Source organism: Acinetobacter sp. YH01018 (assembly GCF_013420295.1).
Classification (GTDB): domain Bacteria; phylum Pseudomonadota; class Gammaproteobacteria; order Pseudomonadales; family Moraxellaceae; genus Acinetobacter.
In genome coordinates, this window is sequence record NZ_VOYL01000019.1 from 24880 (window position 1) to 48021 (window position 23142).

Genomic DNA, 23142 nt, shown 5'->3' on the forward strand with positions numbered 1-23142 from the left:
AAGATCCAAGCGGTGCTTCAATCAGCTGTGGTACTGATGGTATTTGTAAATAAATTTAATATTTATTATGAGAAACGCATCTTTAAAGATGCGTTTTTTGTTTTAACCCAAAATTTTCTAACAACAGCGAATTGCACTTTTCCAGCAGTTTTTCATAATCTTCTTTCAGCTGCTCATAATCACTTTTCACCGCTTTAGTTTTATTTTTCGCTTGCTCAATCTGCTGGGCAGGTGAAAGTTTATTTTGTCCCGCTTCTTTTGCAGCCTGCTCAATTGCCTCCACCAGTGCGGCGTGACGGCTCTTCTTGATCGAACCTCGTTTACGTCCTGCTTCAAGTGCCACGGTGTCATTATTAATGGCAGAGCTTCTCTCTAATTTTTTATGTTTTCTCTGATCATAAATATAAAGCACAATTACAATTACACTGATTATCACCTATCTTAAAATTACAGGCTCATTCTCCAATTCATTATCTTGTTCTTGGACAGAGTGTGTATAAAACCGGTTAAGCACTTCCCCAATGTTCATTACACCTGTTACTACAGCCAACCTAAACTGCTTCTGAGCCAACTGAGCAATCATATTTTGGCAAATTTCATCCCAAACTGCTTGTTCGGTTGCCTGCTGAATCCCCCGATCAATCACAATTTCAACTTTACGCTCACATAAGTTAATATACAGCAGTACACCACTATTATATTCAGTATCCCATACCCCAAGTTCTGCAAACAGTTGGCGAGCACGCATGCGGGTATTTTGAAAATAGGCCTGATTTACAGGTAGATGACCTTCTATCACCACCTGAATTTCACCCACATGATCATGTTCAGCCTCGCTAACTGCCTGAGCAATGGCTGCCTGATCCTGTTTGGAAAAGTATCGTTTGGTTGCAGGCATATACAAAAAATGCTTTAACCAACGCTTAAAACTTGGCTGATTCACGTCTTCTATTTTAGCTTGTGTGACAATCTCTGTCGTATCTGTTGTTGTTACCATGATCCTGATGCTCCTCCTCCACCAAAGCCGCCACCGCCTCCACTAAATCCACCGCCACCGAAGCCGCCCCCTCCTCTACCACCTCCACGACCGACAGATGAAAGTACCAGCTGAAAAATGGTTTGCGCAATTGCAGTAATGAGTAAAAAGAAGATCCCTACGCCAATCAATAAACTGGTAACCAAGCCAGCCCCATTGACCAGTCCAGCCACCGTACCCGCGAGAGCTGCTGTAGAAGCACTTAAAGGTTTGCCTACAATAAATGAACCAATAATCCCGGCAATTAAAATCAATAAGGCGGTACTAAAAGTTTTTTCTTTGGCCTGCTGTTCATGCAAGGCTTTTTCCTGACGTTCTTTCAGTTCCTGCGCTGCATTGGCGGCAATTTCAGGATCCATATTTAAAATCCGTTCAATTTCAGCCAGACCAGCATCAATGCCTTGGGTATATTGGGCCTGTTTAAAATAAGGTGTGATTTGATTACGAATGATTCGGCTTACGACAATATCAGGCAGTACACCTTCCAGACCATAGCCGGTTAAAATCTGGATACGGTGGTCATTCACAGCAATCGCCATGAGCAGACCATTATCCTGTTTCGCAGATCCAAGTTGCCACTTCTCGGCCACCCGCATGGCGAAATCAAAAATATCTTCCTGTCCCGTCGTTGGAACAATCACCACACCTATTTGTGCTTTGCCCTGCTTATGCAAGTTTAGAATTCGCTGGCTGATTTCCTGCTTTTCACCCGCACTAAGTAAATTGGCCTGATCCACAACCGGCTCATTTAAGGTCGGCAAACCACGTATGGATTCTCCTTCCGCCAGATCATTGGCAATTTTCGGCTGCTGAACAGGTGTCTGTAATGAAGGTTTTTGCTGAACTTGATGGGCTTGTTGTTGCTCCTGAATGACATTCCTTGCAATCACGGCATCTTCATTATCCGTGGCTGTTGCCACCTCACTTAAAGCGAATGGACTGGACAATATTGCACAACACAAAACCAGCAGTTGCACAATGATAGCGAGAGTACTTTTATTTTCTGGAGCAGACATAAGCGCATCCTTTTTTATGCAGCTACCCGATTAATCAAATGAAACCTTAGGCGCTGTTTGTGCACCCTGTTCTGCACTGAAATTCGGTTTCGGATTCATGCCGATGACTTTAGCCGTCATCACTTGCGGGAACTGCCGTGAATAGGCATTAAAGTCTTGAACTGATGCAATATAACGGTTACGCGCCACAGCAATGCGGTTTTCAGTCCCTTCCAGTTGCACCTGTAAATCCCGGAACTGCTCGTTCGCCTTTAAGTCAGGATAATTTTCTGAAACTGCAATTAAACGTGATAGTGCACTGGTCATCTGTGCCTGAGCTTGCTGATATTGCTGGAATAAAGCCGGATCTTCCAGCACTTGTTTATCTACTTTTAAACCTGCCACGTTAGCACGTGCCTGAGTGACTTCAGTCAATACCTGCTCTTCATGCTTGGCATACCCTTTTACCACATTGACCAGATTGGGCACCAAATCGGCACGGCGTTGATACTGGTTTTGCACTTCTGCCCAGGAAGCCGTAACCGCTTCATCCTTCACCTGTAAAGTATTATAGCCACAGCCAGTTAAGGTTAACGTGCTTGCCAGTACCACTGTCGCTGCGATTTTCTTCATAAAATTCATTGTGCTATTCCTCTATTATTTATTTGTATTTGTTTAAATATTTTTATTGTAAACATATTTAGCTGCAGTTTTGTTTAATTTATTTATTCATATTTATCTTATTTCCTGCAATAAAAAACCCGCATTAGCGGGTTTTTTATTCATGTTTAATCTCTAATTAAACATCCAGATAATCAAGAATACCTTCAGCAGCCTGACGACCTTCCCAGATTGCAGTCACCACCAGGTCGGAACCACGCACCATATCACCGCCAGCAAAGATTTTCGGATTTGAAGTCTGGAATTTAAACTCTTGCTGTTCTGGCGCAACTACACGGCCTGAACCATCCAGATTAATTTCCACATCATTAAACCAATCAGCAGGACTGGTACGGAAACCGAATGCTAAAAGAACTGCGTCAGCAGGCAAGATTTCCTCAGAACCCGGTACAGGCTCAGGGCTACGACGACCACGGCTGTCTGGCTCACCCAATTGTGTAGTTACAAACTTAACGCCTGTCACTTTGCCGTTTTCACCAACAATTTCGATTGGCTGACGATTAAACTGGAATTCCACACCTTCTTCGCGTGCATTTTTCACTTCACGGCGAGAACCTGGCATATTTTCTTCATCACGGCGGTAAGCACAAATCACTGATTCAGCACCTTGACGGATAGAAGTACGGTTACAGTCCATCGCTGTATCACCACCGCCAAGTACAATCACTTTTTGGCCTTCTACACTGATGTATTCAGCAGGATCTTTTTCCCAGCCTTGACAACGGTTAACGTTGGCAATCAGGAAATCCAGTGCATCATAAACACCATCCAGATCTTCACCGGCAAAACCACCTTTCATATACGTGTATGTCCCCATACCCATAAACACGGCATCGTAGTCTGCAAGCAGCTGATCAATCGTAACATCAGTACCAATTTCAGTATTGAGACGGAATTCAACGCCCATTCCGGTGAAAATTTCACGGCGACGCTTCATCACGTCTTTTTCCATCTTGAACTCTGGAATACCGAACGTCAGCAAACCGCCAATTTCAGGACGTTTATCGAATACCACCGGTTTAACACCGTTACGTACCAGAATGTCCGCACAGCCCAGACCCGCAGGACCCGCACCGATGATGGCAACTTTTTTATCTGTCCACTTCACGTGTGACATGTCTGGACGCCAGCCCAGAGCAAAAGCGGTATCATTAATGTATTTTTCTGCATTACCAATGGTCACTGCACCAAAACCGTCGTTCAAGGTACAAGCCCCTTCACACAAACGGTCTTGCGGACAAACACGACCACACACTTCAGGCAGTGTATTGGTTTGATGGCACAATTCAGCTGCCTGGAAAATACGACCTTCAGCAATTAACTTTAACCAGTTTGGAATGTAGTTATGTACTGGACATTTCCATTCACAATAAGGGTTACCACAACCTAAACAGCGATGCGTCTGGTTTGCCGCAATTTCCGCTGTAAAAGGCTTATAAATTTCCACAAACTCTGCTTTGCGGACAGTTAGATCTTTTTTCTCTGGCTCTTGGCGTGGGACATCCAGGAATTGAAAGTCATTGTTTAGGCGCTCTGCCATGTCTCTCTCCGTGGGCAGGTGTAGCCGGTTTTATTAGCTGCTACACCTGCCTATATATCTGCAAGTAGTGGAATTATTGTGGATCAGCTTTGGTTGTTTTCAAAAGCGTTTGCAAATTAGCAGCTTTTGGTTTTACAAGCCAGAATTTACGGCTGTAATAATCAAACTCATTGCGGATCTTGTACGCCCAAGCACTACCTGTCTCGGCAATATGTTCATCCAGGATGCGAAGCAAGAATTCTTGATGTTCTTCCATCACCTCTGTAGAAATACGGTTGAGTTCAATTAACTCATGGTTGTAATGGTCAACGAAGTCGTTATCCAAATCAAGTACATAAGCAAAACCACCGGTCATACCTGCACCGAAGTTGTGACCCACTTTACCCAGTACAGTCACAATACCGCCAGTCATATATTCACAGCAGTGGTCGCCAGCACCTTCAATCACAGCAAACGCACCTGAGTTACGTACTGCGAAACGTTCACCCGCTGTACCTGCAGCAAACAGTTTACCGCCAGTCGCGCCATATAAGCAGGTGTTACCAATGATCGCTGTTTCCTGAGTCTGGAACGGTGAACCTTTAGGTGGGAAGATAGACACGCGGCCACCCGCCATACCTTTACCCACATAATCGTTGGCATCACCTTCAAGTTTAATATGTAAACCTCCAGCATTCCATACACCTAAAGACTGACCCGCAGTACCGGTTAAATTGACTTTAACAGGATGCGCTTCCATGCTGAGGTTGCCATAGCGGCGTGCGATTTCACCAGAGATACGCGCGCCGATTGAACGGTCACAGTTACCAATCGTGAAGCTATATTCACCGCTGACACCCGCTTCAATCGCTGGCAACATTTCTGCCACCATCTTCTCAGCCAGAATACCTTTGTCAAATGGGGCATTCCCTTCAACCTGGCAATATTGCGCCTTGCCTTCCGCTGCAGGATGGGACTCAAGCAATGCACTTAAGTCCAGATGAGCATGTTTTTCAGTTTCACCCGGCAACATTTCCAGTAAGTCAGTACGGCCAATCAAGTCTTTCAGGCTTGCAACACCAAGCGCTGCGAGCCATTCACGGGTTTCTTCCGCAATGAAGTGGAAGAAGTTGATCAACATTTCAGGCTCACCAATGTAGTGTTCCTGACGTAAATGATCCTGCTGAGTTGCCACACCGGTCGCACAGTTGTTCAAGTGACAGATACGCAGGTATTTACAACCAAGCGCGATCATTGGCGTTGAACCGAAACCGAAGCTTTCTGCACCTAAAATTGCCGCTTTCACGACATCCAGACCTGTTTTCAAACCACCGTCAGTTTGTACACGGACTTTACCACGCAGGTCATTCACGCGAAGGGCTTGATGCGCCTCACTTAGACCCAATTCCCATGGCGAACCGGCATGGTGAATTGAAGATAATGGAGAAGCCGCTGTACCACCGTCATAACCGGAAATGGTAATGAAATCGGCATAAGCTTTCGCAACACCTGCCGCAATAGTTCCTACACCCGGTTCAGATACCAGTTTCACAGACACCATCGCTTGAGGGTTGACCTGTTTCAAGTCAAAGATCAATTGTGACAAATCTTCAATTGAGTAGATGTCATGGTGCGGTGGAGGTGAAATCAGGGTCACACCTGGAACCGAGTAACGTAAACGTGCAATCAAGCCATTTACCTTACCACCCGGTAACTGACCACCCTCACCCGGTTTTGCACCTTGTGCCACTTTAATCTGCAATACTTCTGCCGAAGTCAGATACGCAGGGGTTACACCAAAACGGCCTGAGGCAATCTGTTTGATTTTCGAGTTACGGATAGTGCCATAACGTGCTGGATCTTCACCGCCCTCACCAGAGTTGGAACGACCACCAATGGTATTCATGGCAATCGCAATCGCTTCGTGCGCTTCAGGAGACAATGCACCTAAAGACATCCCGGCAGAGTCGAAACGCGGCAGAATATCTTCTACAGATTCCACTTGATCCAGTGGAATTGAATTATCAGTTTTAAGTTTCAACAAGTCACGAATGGTTGCAACCGGACGGTTGTTCACCAATTCAGCATATTCTTTAAAATCAGCATATTCACCTGAACGAACCGATTTATGCAAAGCATTGATCACATCCGGGTTAAAGGCATGATATTCCTTATCGAATACGAATTTCAGCATGCCACCCTGATCGATTGGCTTACGCGATTTCCACGCAGTATCAGCCAGTTTTTTCAGGTCATTTTCAAGGTCGGCAAAGGTTGCACCCTTAATACGGCTTGGTACACCTGTGAAGCATTTATTGACCACTTCTTCAGATAGACCAACGGCTTCAAATAACTGGCCACCACGGTAAGAAGCAACAGTCGAAATACCCATTTTAGACAGGACTTTCAACAAGCCTTTCTCAATCCCTTTACGGAAGTTCGCCTGTGCATGAATTGGGTCACCCAACAATTCACCTTTGGCAATCAGGTCATTGATGACGTCATAAGCCAGGTAAGGGTAGATTGCAGTTGCACCAAAGCCCAAGATGACTGCAAATTGATGCGGATCACGCGCCAGACCGGTTTCAACGATAATGTTGGCATCGGTACGCAGGCCAACATTGATCAGGTGGTGATGCACCGCACCTGTTGCCATGAGCGCATTGGCTGGCAAGAAACCTTGACGGATTTTCTTGTCTGAAAGCACCAATAAAGTTTTACCATCACGAATGGCTTGAGCAGCCTCTTCACAAATACGTGTGATGGCAGCTTCCAAACCTTCAGTTTCTGCATAGTTCAAATCAATGTCAGCAATTTCATAACCTGGACGCCCAAGGGTACGAATTTGATGCATTTTAGAATTTGACAGCACAGGACTTGAAACAATCAGACGATCAGCATGCTCAGGACTTTGTTCGAATACATTTTGTTCACGACCAAAACAGGTCTCCAGCGACATCACAATCGATTCACGCAGTGGATCGATTGGCGGGTTGGTCACCTGCGCAAACTGTTGACGGAAGTAATCTGATACATGACGTACCTGGCGAGATAACACCGCCATTGGCGTATCATCACCCATTGATCCTACCGCTTCCTGACCGCTTTCTGCGATTGGACGAAGCAACTGGTCACGCTCTTCAAAAGTCACTAGGAACATTTTTTGTGAAGCTTTTAGCTCGTCGCCTTTTAAGCCTTGATCACATAAATATTCTTCAAGTTCTGGGCTACCTTGTACACGTACAGAATTTTCACGCAACCATTCACGGTAAGGACGCATTTTTTTCAAATGATTGCTGACATCTTTGGTATCCAGCAATTTGCCAGTGAAGGTATCAATCACCAAAATCTGGCCCGGTCCCACACGACCTTTAGAAATCACATCTTCAGGTTCATAGCCCCACACACCAATTTCTGACGCAAGAGTAATGTAACCATTTTTAGTAATGACCCAACGTGCCGGACGTAAACCATTACGATCCAGCATACAGATGGCATGACGACCATCCTGGATAACCAAGCCAGCAGGACCATCCCAAGCTTCCATATGCTTAGAGTTGAATTCATAGAATGCACGTAGGTCAGCATCTAAAGTTTCAACATTTTGCCAAGCTGGTGGAACCAGCATACGCAATGCACGGAACAAGTCCATGCCACCACCGACAAGAATCTCAAGCATGTTATCCAGGCTTGAAGAGTCTGAACCGGTACGGTTCACAATCGGGTTAAGATCGGTTAAACCTGGCAATAACGGGTTTTCGAATTTTGGTGTACGTGCCATAGCCCAGTTACGGTTTGCGGTAATGGTGTTGATTTCACCGTTATGCGCAAGATAACGGAACGGCTGTGCCAAAGGCCAACGCGGTAATGTGTTGGTCGAGAAACGTTGATGGAACACCACAATATGGGATTCCAGGCGTTCATCTGCCAAATCGGTGTAAAAATCAGCAATCGCTTCAGGCATCATTAGGCCTTTATAGCTAATCACTGTAGAACACAAAGTCGTCACGTAGAATGATGGATCATTGCTTAACTGCTGTTCTGCACGACGGCGTGCCAAGAACAATTTGCGGTTAAACTCAACCTCAGTCACACCCATCGGACAATTGACAATAATCTGTTCGAATGCAGGTAAAGACTGCATTGCAATTTCACCAAGCGCATCATTATTGGTTGGGATAACACGCCAGGCTAAAACTGTAAGGCCTTCAGATTCAATCTCTTTAGCCAGCACTTGTTTAGAATGTGCAGCAATCGCCGGATCTAGATTTAAAAATACCGTACCGACAGCAAAAATTTCACTTAAAGTGATATCACTGAGTTTTTTGGCTTCTTCACGGAAGAATTTTTTCGGCATTGCCAAAAGCAGGCCACAACCATCCCCTGTCTTACCATCTGCGGCAATACCACCACGGTGGGTCATGCAGCTAAGGCTGTGCATAGCGGTTTTAACGAGATCATGGCTTGCATCACCCTGCATATGGGCGATTAAACCGAAACCACAGTTATCTTTAAACTCATCCGGTTGGTATAAACCTTGAGCGGGAGCTACAGTATTAGGCGATGGCATGTGCATAGCGTACCCTTCTTTCAACATGGCCCATAAAACGGGCATCTAACAATCAAATAACTTCTTTGCGATTTAGTCCAATTCACTCACATCAAGATCAATGTTGAGCAAAACTTCTTCATCCTGTCTAAGATAGTCTGATTTTGATCTTTGTACATGGATGAATTGCAAAAAATGTTTTGCTTCGTTTACGCACTCTTTTAAAGCAGGTAAATTTGACAATTTCGCACACTCATTGAATCTTTTCGCGCCAAAACAGGGACATTAACTCAATTCATGCACCAATAAAGCAAAAAATATGCCAATTTAAAAATTAGAGTGCTAAATGTTTTAAATATAGAAATATTAAAATTTCATTAACTTTAGAGTAATTTTCAAGAAACATATTTCGCACTATATTTGTGCATATAAATAATTTTATAACTCAAATTGCTCTATTTTAGAACTATATTTTTAATTAAATGGGTCATTAATTTCTTTTTCCGGAATCTTGTTTCCGCCTTGTTTCGGTGCAATATCCGCACCTGAATGTGACTGCTGGATATCTACCACATTACCCTGTTCATCACGCCGGGTTACGGTGGTGGTCGTGGTTGCATTTTTAGGATCAGTCTCAGCTGCAGCCGGCTTAGGCTTCGGCAAAACCAGCAAACTTTCATCCACTTTTGGCAAACGGACTGATTTGAGATTGACTGCATACAACTTATGATTGCTGCCCATTTCATCTGCGCCCATGTCATTGACTAAAGAAACATAATTTTCAATATCCTGTACTTTGGGCTGAACAGTCTTGGGAAATTGTAGCGGTAATTGTTCTAATACACGTTGAGCTTCGTCTTTATTTCGATAGATACCATAAAAAAGTACATATTGTTCAATCTGGTTCTCGCCACTCAAACGAATATAAAAAAAGTTGTTGCGATTCGCCTGTTTTTTCAGAAAGCTTCGAATTACATCATCTTTAGTGACCCGAAACAATTCGATGGTACTTGCATTTTTATTCTCATTAATAAATTTGCTGCCACGAAATTCTGGCTCATAACTTCCTGTAGTCACCACACGTGTAGTCATTTGTAAAGGGCGCACCTCTTCCTGAAGCGCACCCAGCAGGCTGGTCGCAGCAACCTTTTCCGGCTGAATTTGCAGTTCAGATTCAGTTTCAGCAGACTTTTCTACCTCAACCAAAGCATCACTGTCGGTAATCGCCCAAAAAATCAGTGCTGCAAACAGGCACACCATCCCACACACCAGCCAGATATAGTTTTGAATACGTTGCCATTGTGTCCGGAAGGTTGCCATGATTTATGCCTTTTCTTGATTCGCTAAAATCGCCTGTTTCATCAATTCCACATCAAATTCTTTGCTGATCACAGCCTGCCCGAGCGATTTCATCAGGACCAGACGTAATTGTCCATTCAGCACTTTTTTATCATGTGCCATATAGCCAAGAAATTCTTGCAGTGGAATAGCTGGGCATTTTACTGGCAAATGTGCACGTTGAATGATTTTTTTTGTACGTTCCAGATCTTCCAGTGAAATCCAGCCCATACGTTGTGACAAATCAGCCGCCATCACCATACCGGTAGCCACAGCTTCGCCATGCAGCCAGACCCCATAACCCAGATAGGATTCAATTGCATGACCAAAAGTATGACCTAAATTCAATAAGGCACGTTCGCCCTGTTCTTTTTCATCATTCGCCACAATACGTGCTTTATGGGCACAGGAACGATAAACAGCTTCGGCCAGCAATTGCGCATCTCGCGCGACCAGACCATCCATATTTTGTTCAAGCCAGACCAGAAAATCACGGTCTCCCAGCAAGGCATATTTAATTACTTCTGCCAGACCCGCAGATAATTCACGGTCGGGTAAGGTCGACAGCTGCGACATATTAGCAAGCACAACCTGAGGTTGCTGAAAAGCGCCGATCATGTTTTTACCGAGTGGATGATTAATCCCAGTTTTCCCGCCCACACTGGAATCCACTTGCGACAGCAGGGTTGTCGGCACCTGAATAAAATAAACGCCACGCTGAAAACAAGCAGATGCAAAACCTGCCATATCCCCAATCACGCCACCACCCAGAGCAAGCACTGTGGCATCACGGTTAAAACCCGCTTCCAACAAGGCATCAAAAATCAGGTTCAAGTGTTCAATATTTTTATATTGCTCACCATCAGGCAAAATACATGTTGCGACTGTTTTTCCCAAATGCTCGATTGCAGTCACATAATGTTCCAGATACAAAGGCGCAACCGTGGTATTGGTGACCAGCATGACCTGTTTTCCGCGAATATACGGCTCAAGCAATGATTGAGTATCCAAATCACTGCCAATAAAGATAGGATAACGGCGATCACCGAGTTCAACATGTAAAGTTTGCATGAAATTAAAACCGTTAATTAGACTAGCTTTGTTTCTTCAGAAACAATCATTTGTAAGATTTTTTGCGCCAAATCTCGAGCAGCACCCTGATTTGTTTCAATAATATAATCTGCAATTTCACGATATAAAGGATCACGAACTGCCAATAAATCACGTAACTTTTGTTCAGGATTTTCAACTTGCAGTAAAGGACGGTTTTTATCCCGGTAAGTGCGCTGTAACTGGATTTCAACAGGAGTATAGAGGTAAACAACAATTCCACGTTGTTTTAAAAATTCGCGATTAGGCAACTGGGTCACTGCGCCACCACCGGTTGCAACAACCAAGTGTGAACGGGCTGTGAGTTCATCAATCACCATTGTTTCACGGTTACGAAATCCCTTTTCACCTTCTTTTTCAAAGATCCAAGGGATTGTCGCCCCTGTTTTACGCTCAATTTCCTGATCACTATCAAGAAACTCTCGCCCCAACAGTTCCGCTAAATGACGACCAACAGTTGTTTTCCCAGCCCCCATTGGCCCTACCAAATAGACATTTGGCAGGGTTTCAAACTCATTGCTTGGCAAGGAGTCACCTATTTATTTTGCTAAATTTAAAATATATTAATGATTTCTTGAAACACTGTCATTAACAATTCGTGGTGTAACAAAAATCAGTAGCTCTCGCTTGTTATCCGACTTCACATCTTTACGGAATAAACGGCCTACGTAAGGAATATCACCCAAGAATGGTACTTTGGCTTGCTTATTACTGGACTCCTGTTCAAAAATTCCCCCTAGGACTACAGTTTCTCCATTATTGACTAATACATTTGTGTTAATAAAATTTTTATTAATAGCAATATTACCATCAGGGGTGATTTGACCTGCTGAATCACTATTGATATCCAAATTCATATGTATTTTGCCATCTGGCGTAATACTTGGAGTAACTTCCAAACTTAACAAAGCATCCTTAAACTCTGTTGTTGCTTGACCATCATTTCCAGTTGATTGATATGGGATTTGTTGTCCAGAAGCCACTTTCGCTTTTTGTTTATCACCTGTTAACACTTTAGGAGTAGAAATCACTTCACCATAACCATCAGCTTGCAATGCAGAAAGTTCCAAATCCAGCATAAAATCTGAAAGGCTAATTAAACCAAATGCTATACGACTTGCCCCTGCAGTAGTGACTCCTAAATCTACATTTAGATTGTTTGGACGTTGAATCGTATATTTACCATCATCATCCGGTGTCTTTAAATCCCATAAAGTTGTATCACTACCGCCGACCAACAGGTCATTATTTTGATTAATGCCTTGTGACAATATACCCCACTTCACGCCCATTTCTTTACTAAATTCTGTGGAAGCACGAACAATACGGGCTTCAACCATCACTTGCTTGACAGGAATATCGAGTAAGTCCACCATTTTCCGCACTTTATCTATATTCTGTGCAGTATCATTAATAATCAGTGTATTGGTACGTGCATCAGAGGATATAGTTCCACGTGAGCTTAATAAACTTTCACTAGAATTGTTATTACCATTACCATTGCCAGAATTAGAATTAGAATTAGAATTAGAATTAGAATTAGAATTAGAATTAGAATTATTTGAAGATTTAGTTTGGGTAATAAGTTTTTCAATATCAGCAACCTTTGCATAGCTAAGTTGCATATACTCGGTCTGTATTGGCGCCAATTTTACACTTTGCTCTATCGCCTTCGCCTGTTCCTCTTCCGCCTTAATCAATTCCGATACCGGCGCAATCCAGATGACATTTCCGTTACGGCGCTTATCCAGATTTTTGGTTTTTAAAATAATATCTAAGGCCTGATCCCATGGTACATCTTTTAAACGCAGGGTAATATTGCCTTGTACACTATCGGCAGTCACCATATTGATAGAAGTGAAATCAGCCAGCAACTGAAGGACACGACGTACTTCAATATCCTGAAAATCTAAAGAAATCTTTTTCCCTGTATAAGCATTTGCGGCTTTAGGTTTAAGCGGATTCTTATCTTCAGGTCGTTTTAAGCTGATAGTCAGTTTATTATCCGTCTGATAAGCCATATATTCATAGCTGCCAGAAGTTTGAATGATAATCATGCCATTGCCGCCGTCATTGGTAGCATCAACCGTAGATACTGGAGTTGCGAAATCATTGACATTTAAACGACGTGCCAAGTGCGTTGGAACTTTATTACCTAGAGTTCGCACCACCACTTTACTGCCCTGTTGTTGTACATCTACCGGAGTATTACTCCCCAATAAATCCACAACAATTTGACCTTCACCCTGACTGCCGCGCTGGAAACCAATATTGGAAATACCTTGCGCAGTTTTTTGGACAACCATTGGCTGAGAGGTAAATGCATTCGCAGCCGCAGAATTAATTTTTAAAATAAAAGTATTGCCTTCAACACGCGTGGTAAAAGCACCCGCTTCAGCCAAATTCACAGTTAAACGTGAACGTTGGGCATCAGAACTCACATCGATGGAAGTGGCTTCTTTCGTTGCAACGGGAATGCTATTTTGTTTTAAATTTTGTTGGGCTTTATCAAAATCAAGAATTAGACGTGAAGGCTGCTCTAGTTGGTAAGCCTGAGGTTGTGGCGGCAAACCGTTAAATATCACACGAATTTCTGTACCTTGGCCTGCAATCTGCATCGGTACAATATTGGTCATACTCACCTGTGCATTTGCAACCTGCATGATCGCAATCGCAACAGCACCCATAGAAAATTGACGAAACAAATGGTTCATTGTATTGCCATCCCCAAATATAAAATCTTTAAACCTATTATTCATTTTTATTCCTTTTAAACTTAAGGCGCCGGTCCAATTAATACTAGACTTCTTGGACGCTCCACGTATCCTTCTCGCCCATCTGGAACAATTTCCACGAGATCAATCTGTGTAGGCGTGATATTGACCACACGACCATGATTCATGCCCATATAACTGCCGCGCTGTATCCGCTCAATTTCACCATCCGGGGTTTGAATCAATGCCAATATCTGTCCAGACTGGCTACGCATACTTCCCTTCATATTCAAGGATTCAATTGCATAGCTTTCTAAAGGTTGCAGTTGACGTGATAGATTAGGATAGACACGTTTTCCTGACATAATTTTTAATTCAGCAGCCAGTGAGCTCGGTAAAAAAGGACTTTTAAGCTGGTGTGCAGCATAATCGAATGTCGGTACAGGTGGAAAAACCGGTGCAGGTTCAATCGGCAATGGAGGCTGATTGCGAATATTGGCCATTTGTTCATTCACCGCATCAATACGCGAATCACAACCGACCAGCAACAAGCCCAACATCAAACTTAGAGAGATTTTTTGCATTTTCATTACTATTTCCCTCCAGTCGTAGCAGTTGAATTTGCATTCGCAGCTTGCGTTTCTGTCGCTTGAGCATCCGCAGCACCGATATAACGGTATGTTTTTGCTTTAACGTTATAATTCACTTGAGGAATATCAGATTTTTTCTCTTTATTTTCCGAGGCGGTAATCTCAAAATCATGCAAAGTCACAATACGTGGCAGTGCAGCAATCCCGCTTACAAAAGAACCAAAAGCGTGATAATCACCGGTTGCCTCAATCACAATTGGCTGTTCAATAAAGAACTCTTGTTTTATTTCATTTTCTAAACGGATATTTTTAAATTTCAAACCAGAATTCACACCAGTCACGTTGATATCTTCAACCAGTCCTGGAATTTCAGTTTCTTTAGGCAATTGTTCCAATTGCTGATTAAAATTCGCTTCCATTTCCTGTAACTGTGCTTGCAACAACTGCAAATTGCGAAGTTTAGAATCTTTTTCACGAAACTCGTTAAGCAGGTTTTGCTCTTGAGCAGCAGCATTCGAAATATTATCCAATTTACTTTTAATTGTTACAAAATACCCGAGAAAAGCAATCATGACAACAATCAAAATCCAACAGGTGATTTTGACGGATAAGGGCCAACTACCATAATTATTTGGATCTAAGGTATTGAACTGCTGAAGAAACTTATCCAGCGTCATTTTCTTTTTACGCACCACAGCTTCATTTGGATTTAATTCATCAAATTCATCGAGACTCATTTGGCTGCCTCCACGGTTGAATTAGCTATATTGGATGCTGCTTGTTGTTGTGTTTCTGGTGCAGCAGGCTGGGCGATTTCATCCAAGTCGGCAGTCACCACAAATGAACCATAACCCTCTTCAATACGTGGAATCACGGAACTTGGTGCTTTATCTTTTTGCTCTTCAACCGCTAAAAAAGAATTCATGAAAGCATTGCGATACCAGGCAGATGCCTCCAGATTACGCAAAAACTCTGCAACGGTATTTGGACTTTCAGCTCTGCCTTCAATGGTGAATTTGTCGCCAGTACGCACAAATTTGGTAATATATAAATTACCTGGTGTAACCCGTACCAGTTCATCAATCAGACGTACTGCAATCGGACGTTGCCCTTGCAGACCCTGAATCAACTTCATGCGCTCAACAATGGCATTGCGCTGCGCTTCCAAACCTTCTAAAGATTTTAATTGCACATCAAGATTCTGGTTGGTACTGGTAATCAGCTGATTGGCCTGTTCCTGGTCTTCAAGTTTATGATCATAATAAAACCATGATGATGTAACCGCCAAAGCACCAATGAATGCCGCCCCAATACAAATGGCGATAAATTCTTTTTTTCGTTTTTCTCTTAGCTCATCACGCCAAGGAAGTAAGTTAATTCTTGCCATTAATCAAAACTCCTCAATGCCAAACCACATGCCACCATGAGCGAGGAAGCATCGTTCTCTATTTTTTTAATATCGATTTGTGGAGAAAACCCCATTTGTAAAAATGGGTTGGCAATCGTGACGCGATAACCCAGTTTTTGTTGTAGTAATTTCGCGAGCCCTGGAATATTGGCATTTCCCCCAGCCAATAAAATGTGGTCAATCTCATTAAACTGTGAGGACGAGAAGAAGAACTGCAGTGATCTTGCTGCTTGCTGAACTACAGCTTCCAAGAACGGCTCTAAGACTTCAACATCATAGTCATCGGGCAATGAACGGGTTTTCTTGGCACGGCCCGCTTCTTCAAAAGACAGACCATAACGATTTTGAATTTCTTGAGTCAGCTGTTTACCGCCAAACACCTGTTCTCTAGTATAAATCACTTTATTATTTTGCATGACAGATAAGGTCGTCATGGTATGACCAATATCCAAAATACCCACCGTATTCACACCTATTGGTAAAGTATCGGAAAACACTTGATAGGCATTTTCTAGCGCAAAACTTTCAACATCGGCAATTTTTGGTGTCAGGTTAGCCAGTTCCAGCACTTCAGCACGTGCTTCTACATTTTCAAGACGCGTTGCAACTAAAAGCACATTCACCCGATTCGGATTGGCTAAACGATCCGGCAATACTTCAAAATCCAGACTGGCTTCGTCCAGAGGAAAGGGAATATATTGCTCTGCATCCATACGGATCTGGACTTCACGTTCGTCATCCGTCATATCCGCATCCATTTCAATGGTTTTGGTAATGACCAGTGAAGTTGGGACTGCGAGCGCTGCAGCTGTACATTGAGTATTGGCAAGATTGAGTGCTCGCTCTAGTGCATCACCCACTGCTTCGGGATTTAAAATATTTTTTTCAACAACACTACCTTCAGGCAAAGGAATCAGCGCATAGCTTTCTACCCAATACCTGTTACCGCTCTTAACAGAAAGTTCTAACAATTTAACAGAAGTAGAACTAATATCTACTCCTATTAATCCCTTATTCGGCTTACGATATAACCTGAGCACAATATAATTCCTATTATTTTTTTATCCCCAATAAAAGTAACTTACTAATCAGTGATGGTCTATAATTTTATACAGATACAATAACTCATCTAACAATCTGTATGTGTAAAGGCTATACTGACCGCCAATTAGTTTGCCATTAGCTCTTATTAAAACTTACTTGTTATGAAAAAGCTATCTTGTTCGGGCCATGTTCATCCATTTTTTTTGATCATAATTATAGTTTTGGTCTCAATTCCAATGGGATTTTATGGTATGTATCTCTATATTGCCCCATCCCTGCCTAAAATGACCACCTTAAAAAAGGCGCCATTATTAAAACCTTTACAAGTATATAGTGCAGATAATGAGCTGATTGCCGAGTATGGCGGAAAGTTATCTGTCCCGGTGGAATACAAACAGATTCCCAAACCTTTTATCTCTGCTTTTCTTGCTGCAGAAGATTCATCGTTCTTTGAACATAGCGGCATCAGTTTTAAAGGTTTAGGTCGTGCGGTGAGTGAAACCATCACCGGCTCCAATGTGCAAACTGGTGGTTCCACCATTACCATGCAAGTGGCAAAAAACTATTATTTAACCCCTGAACGTACATTAAAACGCAAACTGACTGAAATTTTTCTGGCACGCAAAATTGAACAGAACCTGACCAAAGAAGAAATTCTTACCTTATACGTAAATAAAATCTTCTTGGGTAAAAATGCCTACGGGATTGCTGCAGCTGCAAAAATTTACTACAACAAAAATCTGGATCAGCTCAGTATTGCTCAAATGGCCATGATTGCCGGCCTACCCAAAGCACCCTCAAAATACAATCCTGTCGTCAATCCTAGCCGTGCCTTAGAACGCCGCAACTGGATTCTGGGTCGTATGCTGCAGTTGGGTTATATCAATCAGACTCAGTATAAACAGGCCATTGCTGAACCGGTTAACCTCGATATGCCAGACCGCGGCATCAATAACAAATATCCCTATGTCGGTGAAATGGTCCGTTCAGAATTGGTGGAAAAGTTTGGTGAACAAGCAATTGATTCTGGCTATAAAGTTTATACCACGATCAATAGCCAGCGTCAGGCCTTCGCAGAACAGTCTGTACAGGAAGGTCTCGAAGCCTATGACCGCCGACACGGCTGGAGAGGTGCCGAGGCACATGACAAACCACTGAGCGATTTCATCCCTTATGCCAATACCTATCCTGCCAAGGTGGTTAAAGTCGAGAAAAATGCTTTTGAAGCTTTGATGCAAGATGGCTCTACAGTGACTGTGCCCTGGTCAGGCATGTCTTGGGCTGCTCCCTATCGAAATGCCAATAGCATTGGTCCTGCTCCGCGTACAGCTGCACAAATCGTAAAAATAAACGATATTATCCGCTTACGTCCGAATGACAATAAAACCTCTTGGGCACTGGTACAGATTCCTAAAGCACAAGGCCAGCTGATTGCATTAAACCCGAACAATGGCGCAATTGAAGCAATTGTTGGTGGATACAATTTTTATCAGTCCAAATTCAACCGTGCCTTACAGGGCTGGCGTCAACCAGGTTCGACCATCAAACCCTTTGTTTATGCATTGGCACTTGAACGTGGTATGACCCCCTATAGCATGGTCAATGACAGTCCGATCACTATTGGCAAATGGTCACCAAAAAATTCCGATGGTCGTTATCTTGGCATGATTCCATTACGTCGTGCCCTGTATTTATCGCGAAATACGGTATCGGTTCGCCTGCTGCAAACGGTGGGCATCGAGCGTACCCGACAATTACTGATGGATTTTGGTTTACATGAAAATCAGATTCCGCGAAATTACACGATTGCCTTAGGTACACCACAAGTTCTTCCTATTCAAATGGCTACAGGCTATGCCACTTTCGCCAATGGCGGTTACCGCATTCAGCCACATTTTATTGACCGTATTGAAGATGCCTATGGCAAAGTGATTTATCAAAGCAATCCGGAATATGCGTGTATTTCCTGCATCAATCAAAATGATGAAGAAACTGCATCTGCAGAACCCGTGACCCCTGATGATGAAGTGATTAATGTCACCAATCAGACGCTGCCAGAAGAAAAACAGCTGGCCCAACTTGAGCTGGATGAAACAAAGAGCCAGTACCGTCAGGCACAGCGTATCTTGAAATCAAGCTCGGCATATGACATGGCCAATATTCTGCGTGATGTGATTCAGCATGGTACCGGACGTGCCGCACTCAGAATTGGCCGTGATGATATTGGCGGTAAAACAGGAACCACCAATGACGCCAAAGATGCCTGGTTTGCAGGGTTTAATGGCAAACTGGTGACTGTAGCATGGGTTGGTTTTGACCAACCAACTACACTAGGCCGTCGTGAATACGGTGGTGTTGCGGCCTTGCCAATCTGGACCAACTTTATGGGCAATGCCTTAAAAGGTACACCAGCAGCCTGGGTACATTTTGACAAAAATGCCAAAGCACCAGCCAATCGTAACCAGACGATTACTATAGGTGAACCCGTCCAGACAGATCGCTCCTCTCCACCTTTGGCTCGTCCATTGTACCGTCCGGCACCTGCTGCCCCAGTGCGGGCACCGGAAAGCGACTTTGACGACTTGCCCGGAGAAGAAATCCTGGTTCCAAATAATGCAAATCCTCCAGATATGCAAAAACAAAACAGCAAACCGGATGCGCTGGATAATCTGATTGATGTATTTCAATAAAATTTTAGACAGATAAAAAAACTCCCTCATTTGAGGGAGTTTTTTTATGGAGCTTATTTCTTTTTAAATAAATAAATCTGAAATTGGGCCTTTAACTCAAACTGATCTTTCTGCTCTAACACCTGACGTCGCTCTGGCTTGGCTTTATAGGCATAAGGCGTCATGGCAATTAGATGCTTTAAATCCGCTTGTGACAAAGTAAGGGGAGCATCTACCACACTTTCCTCCACCAGCTCAAAGGCATCTTGCAGCTGAGTAACAAATTTATGCGGTTCATGCGGATTTACTTCTGCAAAAAGTGCCTCACGCATGGCATATAAATGCTCTTCCGCCGGGGTCACCACCATCAGACAGGCATGCGGTTTCAGTACCCGTAATATTTCCGGTTTCGGAATCGGACTAAACAGACTTGTACATAAATCAATCGAAGCATCCAGTACCGGTAAGGTCGCTCCGGTTCCTACCACCCAAGTCATATTTTTATTGAGCTTTGCAGCCACCTGAACCGCATTTTTAGCAATATCCACACCGACACATTGCAGCACTTCAGCCTGCATGGCACTGGTGTAATAACCTTCACCACAACCAATATCCAGCAGATTTTCAATGCGTAATTCACGAATTTTTTTCACCACTGCCTGCTGTAAAGGCGCATAAAAACCGGCACTTAAAAATGCACGACGCGCCTGTACCGACTCAGGTGTATCACCCGGATTCTTACTGTGCTTATGCTGCACTACATGCAGGTTCACATAGCCTTGTTTGGCCACGTCATAACTGTGATTATTCACACAGCGCCATGTTTTTCCAGTCAGTTTCAATACTTCATGACAGACAGGACACATCAGCAGATTCATATTTTTCTCCAATGCCTGAAATCAGGCGATAAAAAAGCCGGCAGATGTGGGAGCAAATGCCAGCTTTTTTCGAATATTTGCTTAACGCAATTTTAAGGTCATTAAGCCTAAAACTACCAGCATAATCGTAATAATCCAGAAACGAATTACCACCTGGGTTTCACGCCAACCTTTTTTCTCATAATGATGATGTAGTGGCGCCATCAGGAAGACACGTTTGTTACGCATCCGTAGCGAGCCAATTTGCAGGAACACCGAAATGGCTTCTACTACAAAGACCCCGCCCATAATCGCAAACACGATTTCCTGACGAACCATGACTGCAATCGTACCCAGCATTGCGCCTAACGAGAGTGCGCCAACATCGCCCATAAATACTTGCGCAGGATGTGCGTTATACCACAGGAAAGCCAAACCGGCACCAATCATAGCTGCACAGATCACCACCAGTTCAGAAGAATATTTTACATAAGGGATATGCAGATAATTGGCAAAGCGGACATCTCCGGCCAGATAGGCAAATACCCCCAAACCGGCAGCAACCAGAACAATCGGCATAATCGCCAGACCATCCAGACCATCAGTCAGGTTTACCGCATTGGATGCACCGTTAATCACCAGATAGGTAAAGATAATAAAACCAATCCCTAAAGGAATAGCGGATAATGGAATGGTCAGATTTTTAAAGAAAGGAATCAACAGATCCAGCATATTGCTGGTATGCACAGGATTGGCCTGCTGGGTCGCAATCACATACAAGGCAATACCGGCACCCAAAGAAGCCACTGAAGTCCAGAAGAATTTTTTTCGTGCAGGCAGACCGGCATTGTCTTTATAACGTACCTTGATCCAGTCATCTGCCCAGCCGACAGCACCAAAAATCACCATCACGCCCAGTACAATCCAGACATAAGGATTAGATAAATCTGCCCATAACAAGGTTGAAATACCAATCGACAGCAGGACCAGAATCCCGCCCATGGTTGGGGTTCCCATTTTTTTGGCATGATTTTCAGGAGCAAAAGAACTTACCGCCTGCCCGTATTTTAAAGCCTGGAGCTTACGGATCATCACCGGACCCAAAACCAGTCCAATGGTCAATGCGGTTAAGACACTGAGCAAAGCACGTAAAGTTAAATAACGAACCACCTGAAACGTGCTGTCAAAGCCCGCCAAATGTTCAAATAGCCATAACAGCATTTAGAGTTTCTCCATCAAATCAGCCATCAATGTTTCCATGTGGGTATAGCGAGAACCTTTAAACAGGAAACTCATGGATTGAGGTTGATGCGTTTCAATTAAACTAAGTAAGAAAGGAAGGGCTTGTGCCTGGGTCAGGAAGGCCTGCAGTTTTTTGCCATACTGGGTACTGCGTGCCCCTTCCTGGGTAGCCGGAGCAAATTCACCCACAGCAACCACGAAGTGAACTCCCGGTACCGAAACCAGGTCACGCCCCAGCATATAGTGTTGCTGTGCAGCACTTGCACCTAATTCGCCTATATCACCAATTACCATCACTTTAACGCCTTCCTGCTGCGCCAGCACTTCGGCTGCAGCGCGCATGGACGTCGGGTTGGCATTGTACGTATCATCAATAAACAGATGTTTTGCGGTATGAATAAAGTTCAAACGGCCTTTCGCGCCTTTCGCCTGCTCCAAACCGGTCACAATATCATCCAGCGCAACACCAATCGCCAAGGCAAAAGCAGCGGCGGCAGTGGCATTCTGCACATTGTGTTCACCAGCAAATGGCAGATTGATCTGACGCACACCTTGCGGGGTATTTAACGTAAAGCGGGAAGATTGTGCTTGCAATTCGATGTCTGTTGCATATACATCCCCACCTTGACCAAAACTCAATACCTTCTCAGTTTGCACCGCTTGGCGAATCGTATCGGTAAAATCATCTGCCGCAGGAACAATTGAGGTGCCTGCTTTATCAATATGACGATAAATTTCCGATTTTGCCCGACAGATACCATCGCGTCCGCCAAACTCACCTAAATGTGCAGTACCAATATTGATAATCCCAGCCACATGCGGTTGTACCAGATTTGAGGTGTAATCAATTTCACCCTGATGGCTGGCACCCAATTCCATCACTGCATACTGATGTTCAGCACGTAGCTCAAGCATCATCATCGGTACGCCCAAATCGTTATTCAGGTTGCCACGGGTAATGAGGGTTGGTGCCAGACGTGACAAGATACTGCCGAGCATTTCCTTGGTGGTGGTTTTACCACTACTGCCGGTTAGGGCAATCACTTTCAATTGTGAATTTTGCGCACGGCGATAAGCCCCGAACTGTCCCAATGCCAGACGGGTATCGGCAACCACAAGCTGACAGATATCAGCATCCACCGGATGGCTAACAATTGCGATTTCACAGCCCTTAGCCGCCACTTGGGCAACAAAATCATGCGCATCAAAACGTTCACCTTGCAGGGCAAGAAAAGCATCGCCTTTTTCCGCAAAGCGTGAATCGGTCAAAATCCGTTTGATTGCGCCTTGAGGCACTTTCTCATTCAACCAGTAACCCTGGGTGGCTTCAGCAAGCTGTACGGCTGTCCACGGTTCTAAAGGTACTGTACTGGTAGTTGATGTATGCATG

Annotated in this window: 17 protein-coding genes and 1 pseudogene; 1 reads left to right on the top strand and 17 read right to left on the bottom strand. The window is 43.8% G+C overall.

Annotated elements, in window-relative coordinates; translation table 11 throughout:
* Window positions 1-82 precede the first annotated feature (82 nt).
* The 14 genes and pseudogenes from FTT83_RS08550 to FTT83_RS08615 all read right to left on the bottom strand — a co-directional run.
* Window positions 83-376, bottom strand: a pseudogene (locus tag FTT83_RS08550) (hypothetical protein); the annotation flags it as partial.
* Between the two features lie 60 nt (window positions 377-436).
* Window positions 437-997 carry a TPM domain-containing protein gene (locus FTT83_RS08555; RefSeq protein ID WP_180043043.1) on the bottom strand — a complete coding sequence of 187 codons (561 nt, stop codon included), beginning with the start codon at window positions 995-997 and terminating at the stop codon, window positions 437-439.
* Window positions 991-2052 (bottom strand): YgcG family protein, encoded by a 1062-nt coding sequence (locus FTT83_RS08560; RefSeq protein ID WP_180043044.1) that lies wholly within the window; start codon window positions 2050-2052, stop codon window positions 991-993. The genes FTT83_RS08555 and FTT83_RS08560 overlap by 7 nt, the downstream gene beginning before the upstream one ends.
* Before the next feature lie 30 nt (window positions 2053-2082).
* A complete protein-coding gene (locus tag FTT83_RS08565) occupies window positions 2083-2673 on the bottom strand; it encodes a LemA family protein (RefSeq protein ID WP_180043045.1) in 591 nt (196 codons plus the stop codon).
* A 157-nt stretch (window positions 2674-2830) separates the two neighbouring features.
* A complete protein-coding gene (locus FTT83_RS08570) occupies window positions 2831-4252 on the bottom strand; it encodes an FAD-dependent oxidoreductase (RefSeq protein ID WP_180043046.1) in 1422 nt (473 codons plus the stop codon).
* 73 nt (window positions 4253-4325) lie between these two features.
* Window positions 4326-8801: a glutamate synthase large subunit gene (gltB, locus tag FTT83_RS08575; RefSeq protein ID WP_180043062.1), complete on the bottom strand. Its 4476-nt coding sequence runs from the start codon at window positions 8799-8801 to the stop codon at window positions 4326-4328.
* A gap of 453 nt (window positions 8802-9254) precedes the next feature.
* The gene (locus FTT83_RS08580; RefSeq protein ID WP_180043047.1) at window positions 9255-10100 is read right to left on the bottom strand and encodes a hypothetical protein; all 846 of its coding nucleotides are present in this window, start codon (window positions 10098-10100) and stop codon (window positions 9255-9257) included.
* A 3-nt stretch (window positions 10101-10103) separates the two neighbouring features.
* On the bottom strand, window positions 10104-11189 hold the full coding sequence (aroB, locus tag FTT83_RS08585) for a 3-dehydroquinate synthase (RefSeq protein WP_180043048.1): 1086 nt from the start codon (window positions 11187-11189) through the stop codon (window positions 10104-10106).
* Window positions 11190-11206: 17 nt separating this feature from the next.
* Window positions 11207-11755: a shikimate kinase AroK gene (gene aroK, locus FTT83_RS08590; protein ID WP_086197203.1), complete on the bottom strand. Its 549-nt coding sequence runs from the start codon at window positions 11753-11755 to the stop codon at window positions 11207-11209.
* Window positions 11756-11791: 36 nt separating this feature from the next.
* Window positions 11792-13942, bottom strand: a complete 2151-nt coding sequence (gene pilQ / locus FTT83_RS08595; protein ID WP_373456121.1) for a type IV pilus secretin PilQ — start codon at window positions 13940-13942, stop codon at window positions 11792-11794.
* 62 nt (window positions 13943-14004) lie between these two features.
* Entirely contained in the window at window positions 14005-14532 is a 528-nt protein-coding gene (locus FTT83_RS08600) for a pilus assembly protein PilP (protein ID WP_180043050.1), read from the bottom strand.
* A 2-nt stretch (window positions 14533-14534) separates the two neighbouring features.
* Entirely contained in the window at window positions 14535-15269 is a 735-nt protein-coding gene (locus FTT83_RS08605) for a type 4a pilus biogenesis protein PilO (protein ID WP_180043051.1), read from the bottom strand.
* Complete coding sequence (locus FTT83_RS08610; RefSeq protein ID WP_180043052.1) at window positions 15266-15919, bottom strand: PilN domain-containing protein; 654 nt, start codon at window positions 15917-15919, stop codon at window positions 15266-15268. Before FTT83_RS08610 ends, FTT83_RS08605 begins: the two co-directional genes overlap by 4 nt.
* Window positions 15919-16980: a pilus assembly protein PilM gene (locus FTT83_RS08615; protein ID WP_180043053.1), complete on the bottom strand. Its 1062-nt coding sequence runs from the start codon at window positions 16978-16980 to the stop codon at window positions 15919-15921. Before FTT83_RS08615 ends, FTT83_RS08610 begins: the two co-directional genes overlap by 1 nt.
* 165 nt (window positions 16981-17145) lie before the next feature.
* On the opposite strand from FTT83_RS08615, the gene ponA reads away from it, so the two are divergent.
* Window positions 17146-19674 (top strand): penicillin-binding protein PBP1a, encoded by a 2529-nt coding sequence (ponA, locus tag FTT83_RS08620; protein WP_180043054.1) that lies wholly within the window; start codon window positions 17146-17148, stop codon window positions 19672-19674.
* Between the two features lie 53 nt (window positions 19675-19727).
* Here ponA and FTT83_RS08625 read toward each other — a convergent pair whose 3' ends face one another.
* From FTT83_RS08625 to murF, 3 genes are all read right to left on the bottom strand, one after another.
* Complete coding sequence (locus tag FTT83_RS08625; protein ID WP_180043055.1) at window positions 19728-20531, bottom strand: putative RNA methyltransferase; 804 nt, start codon at window positions 20529-20531, stop codon at window positions 19728-19730.
* 81 nt (window positions 20532-20612) lie between these two features.
* The gene (gene mraY / locus FTT83_RS08630) at window positions 20613-21731 is read right to left on the bottom strand and encodes a phospho-N-acetylmuramoyl-pentapeptide-transferase (protein ID WP_166168573.1); all 1119 of its coding nucleotides are present in this window, start codon (window positions 21729-21731) and stop codon (window positions 20613-20615) included.
* Entirely contained in the window at window positions 21732-23141 is a 1410-nt protein-coding gene (gene murF, locus FTT83_RS08635; RefSeq protein ID WP_180043056.1) for a UDP-N-acetylmuramoyl-tripeptide--D-alanyl-D-alanine ligase, read from the bottom strand.
* Between the last annotated feature and the right edge of the window lies 1 nt (window position 23142).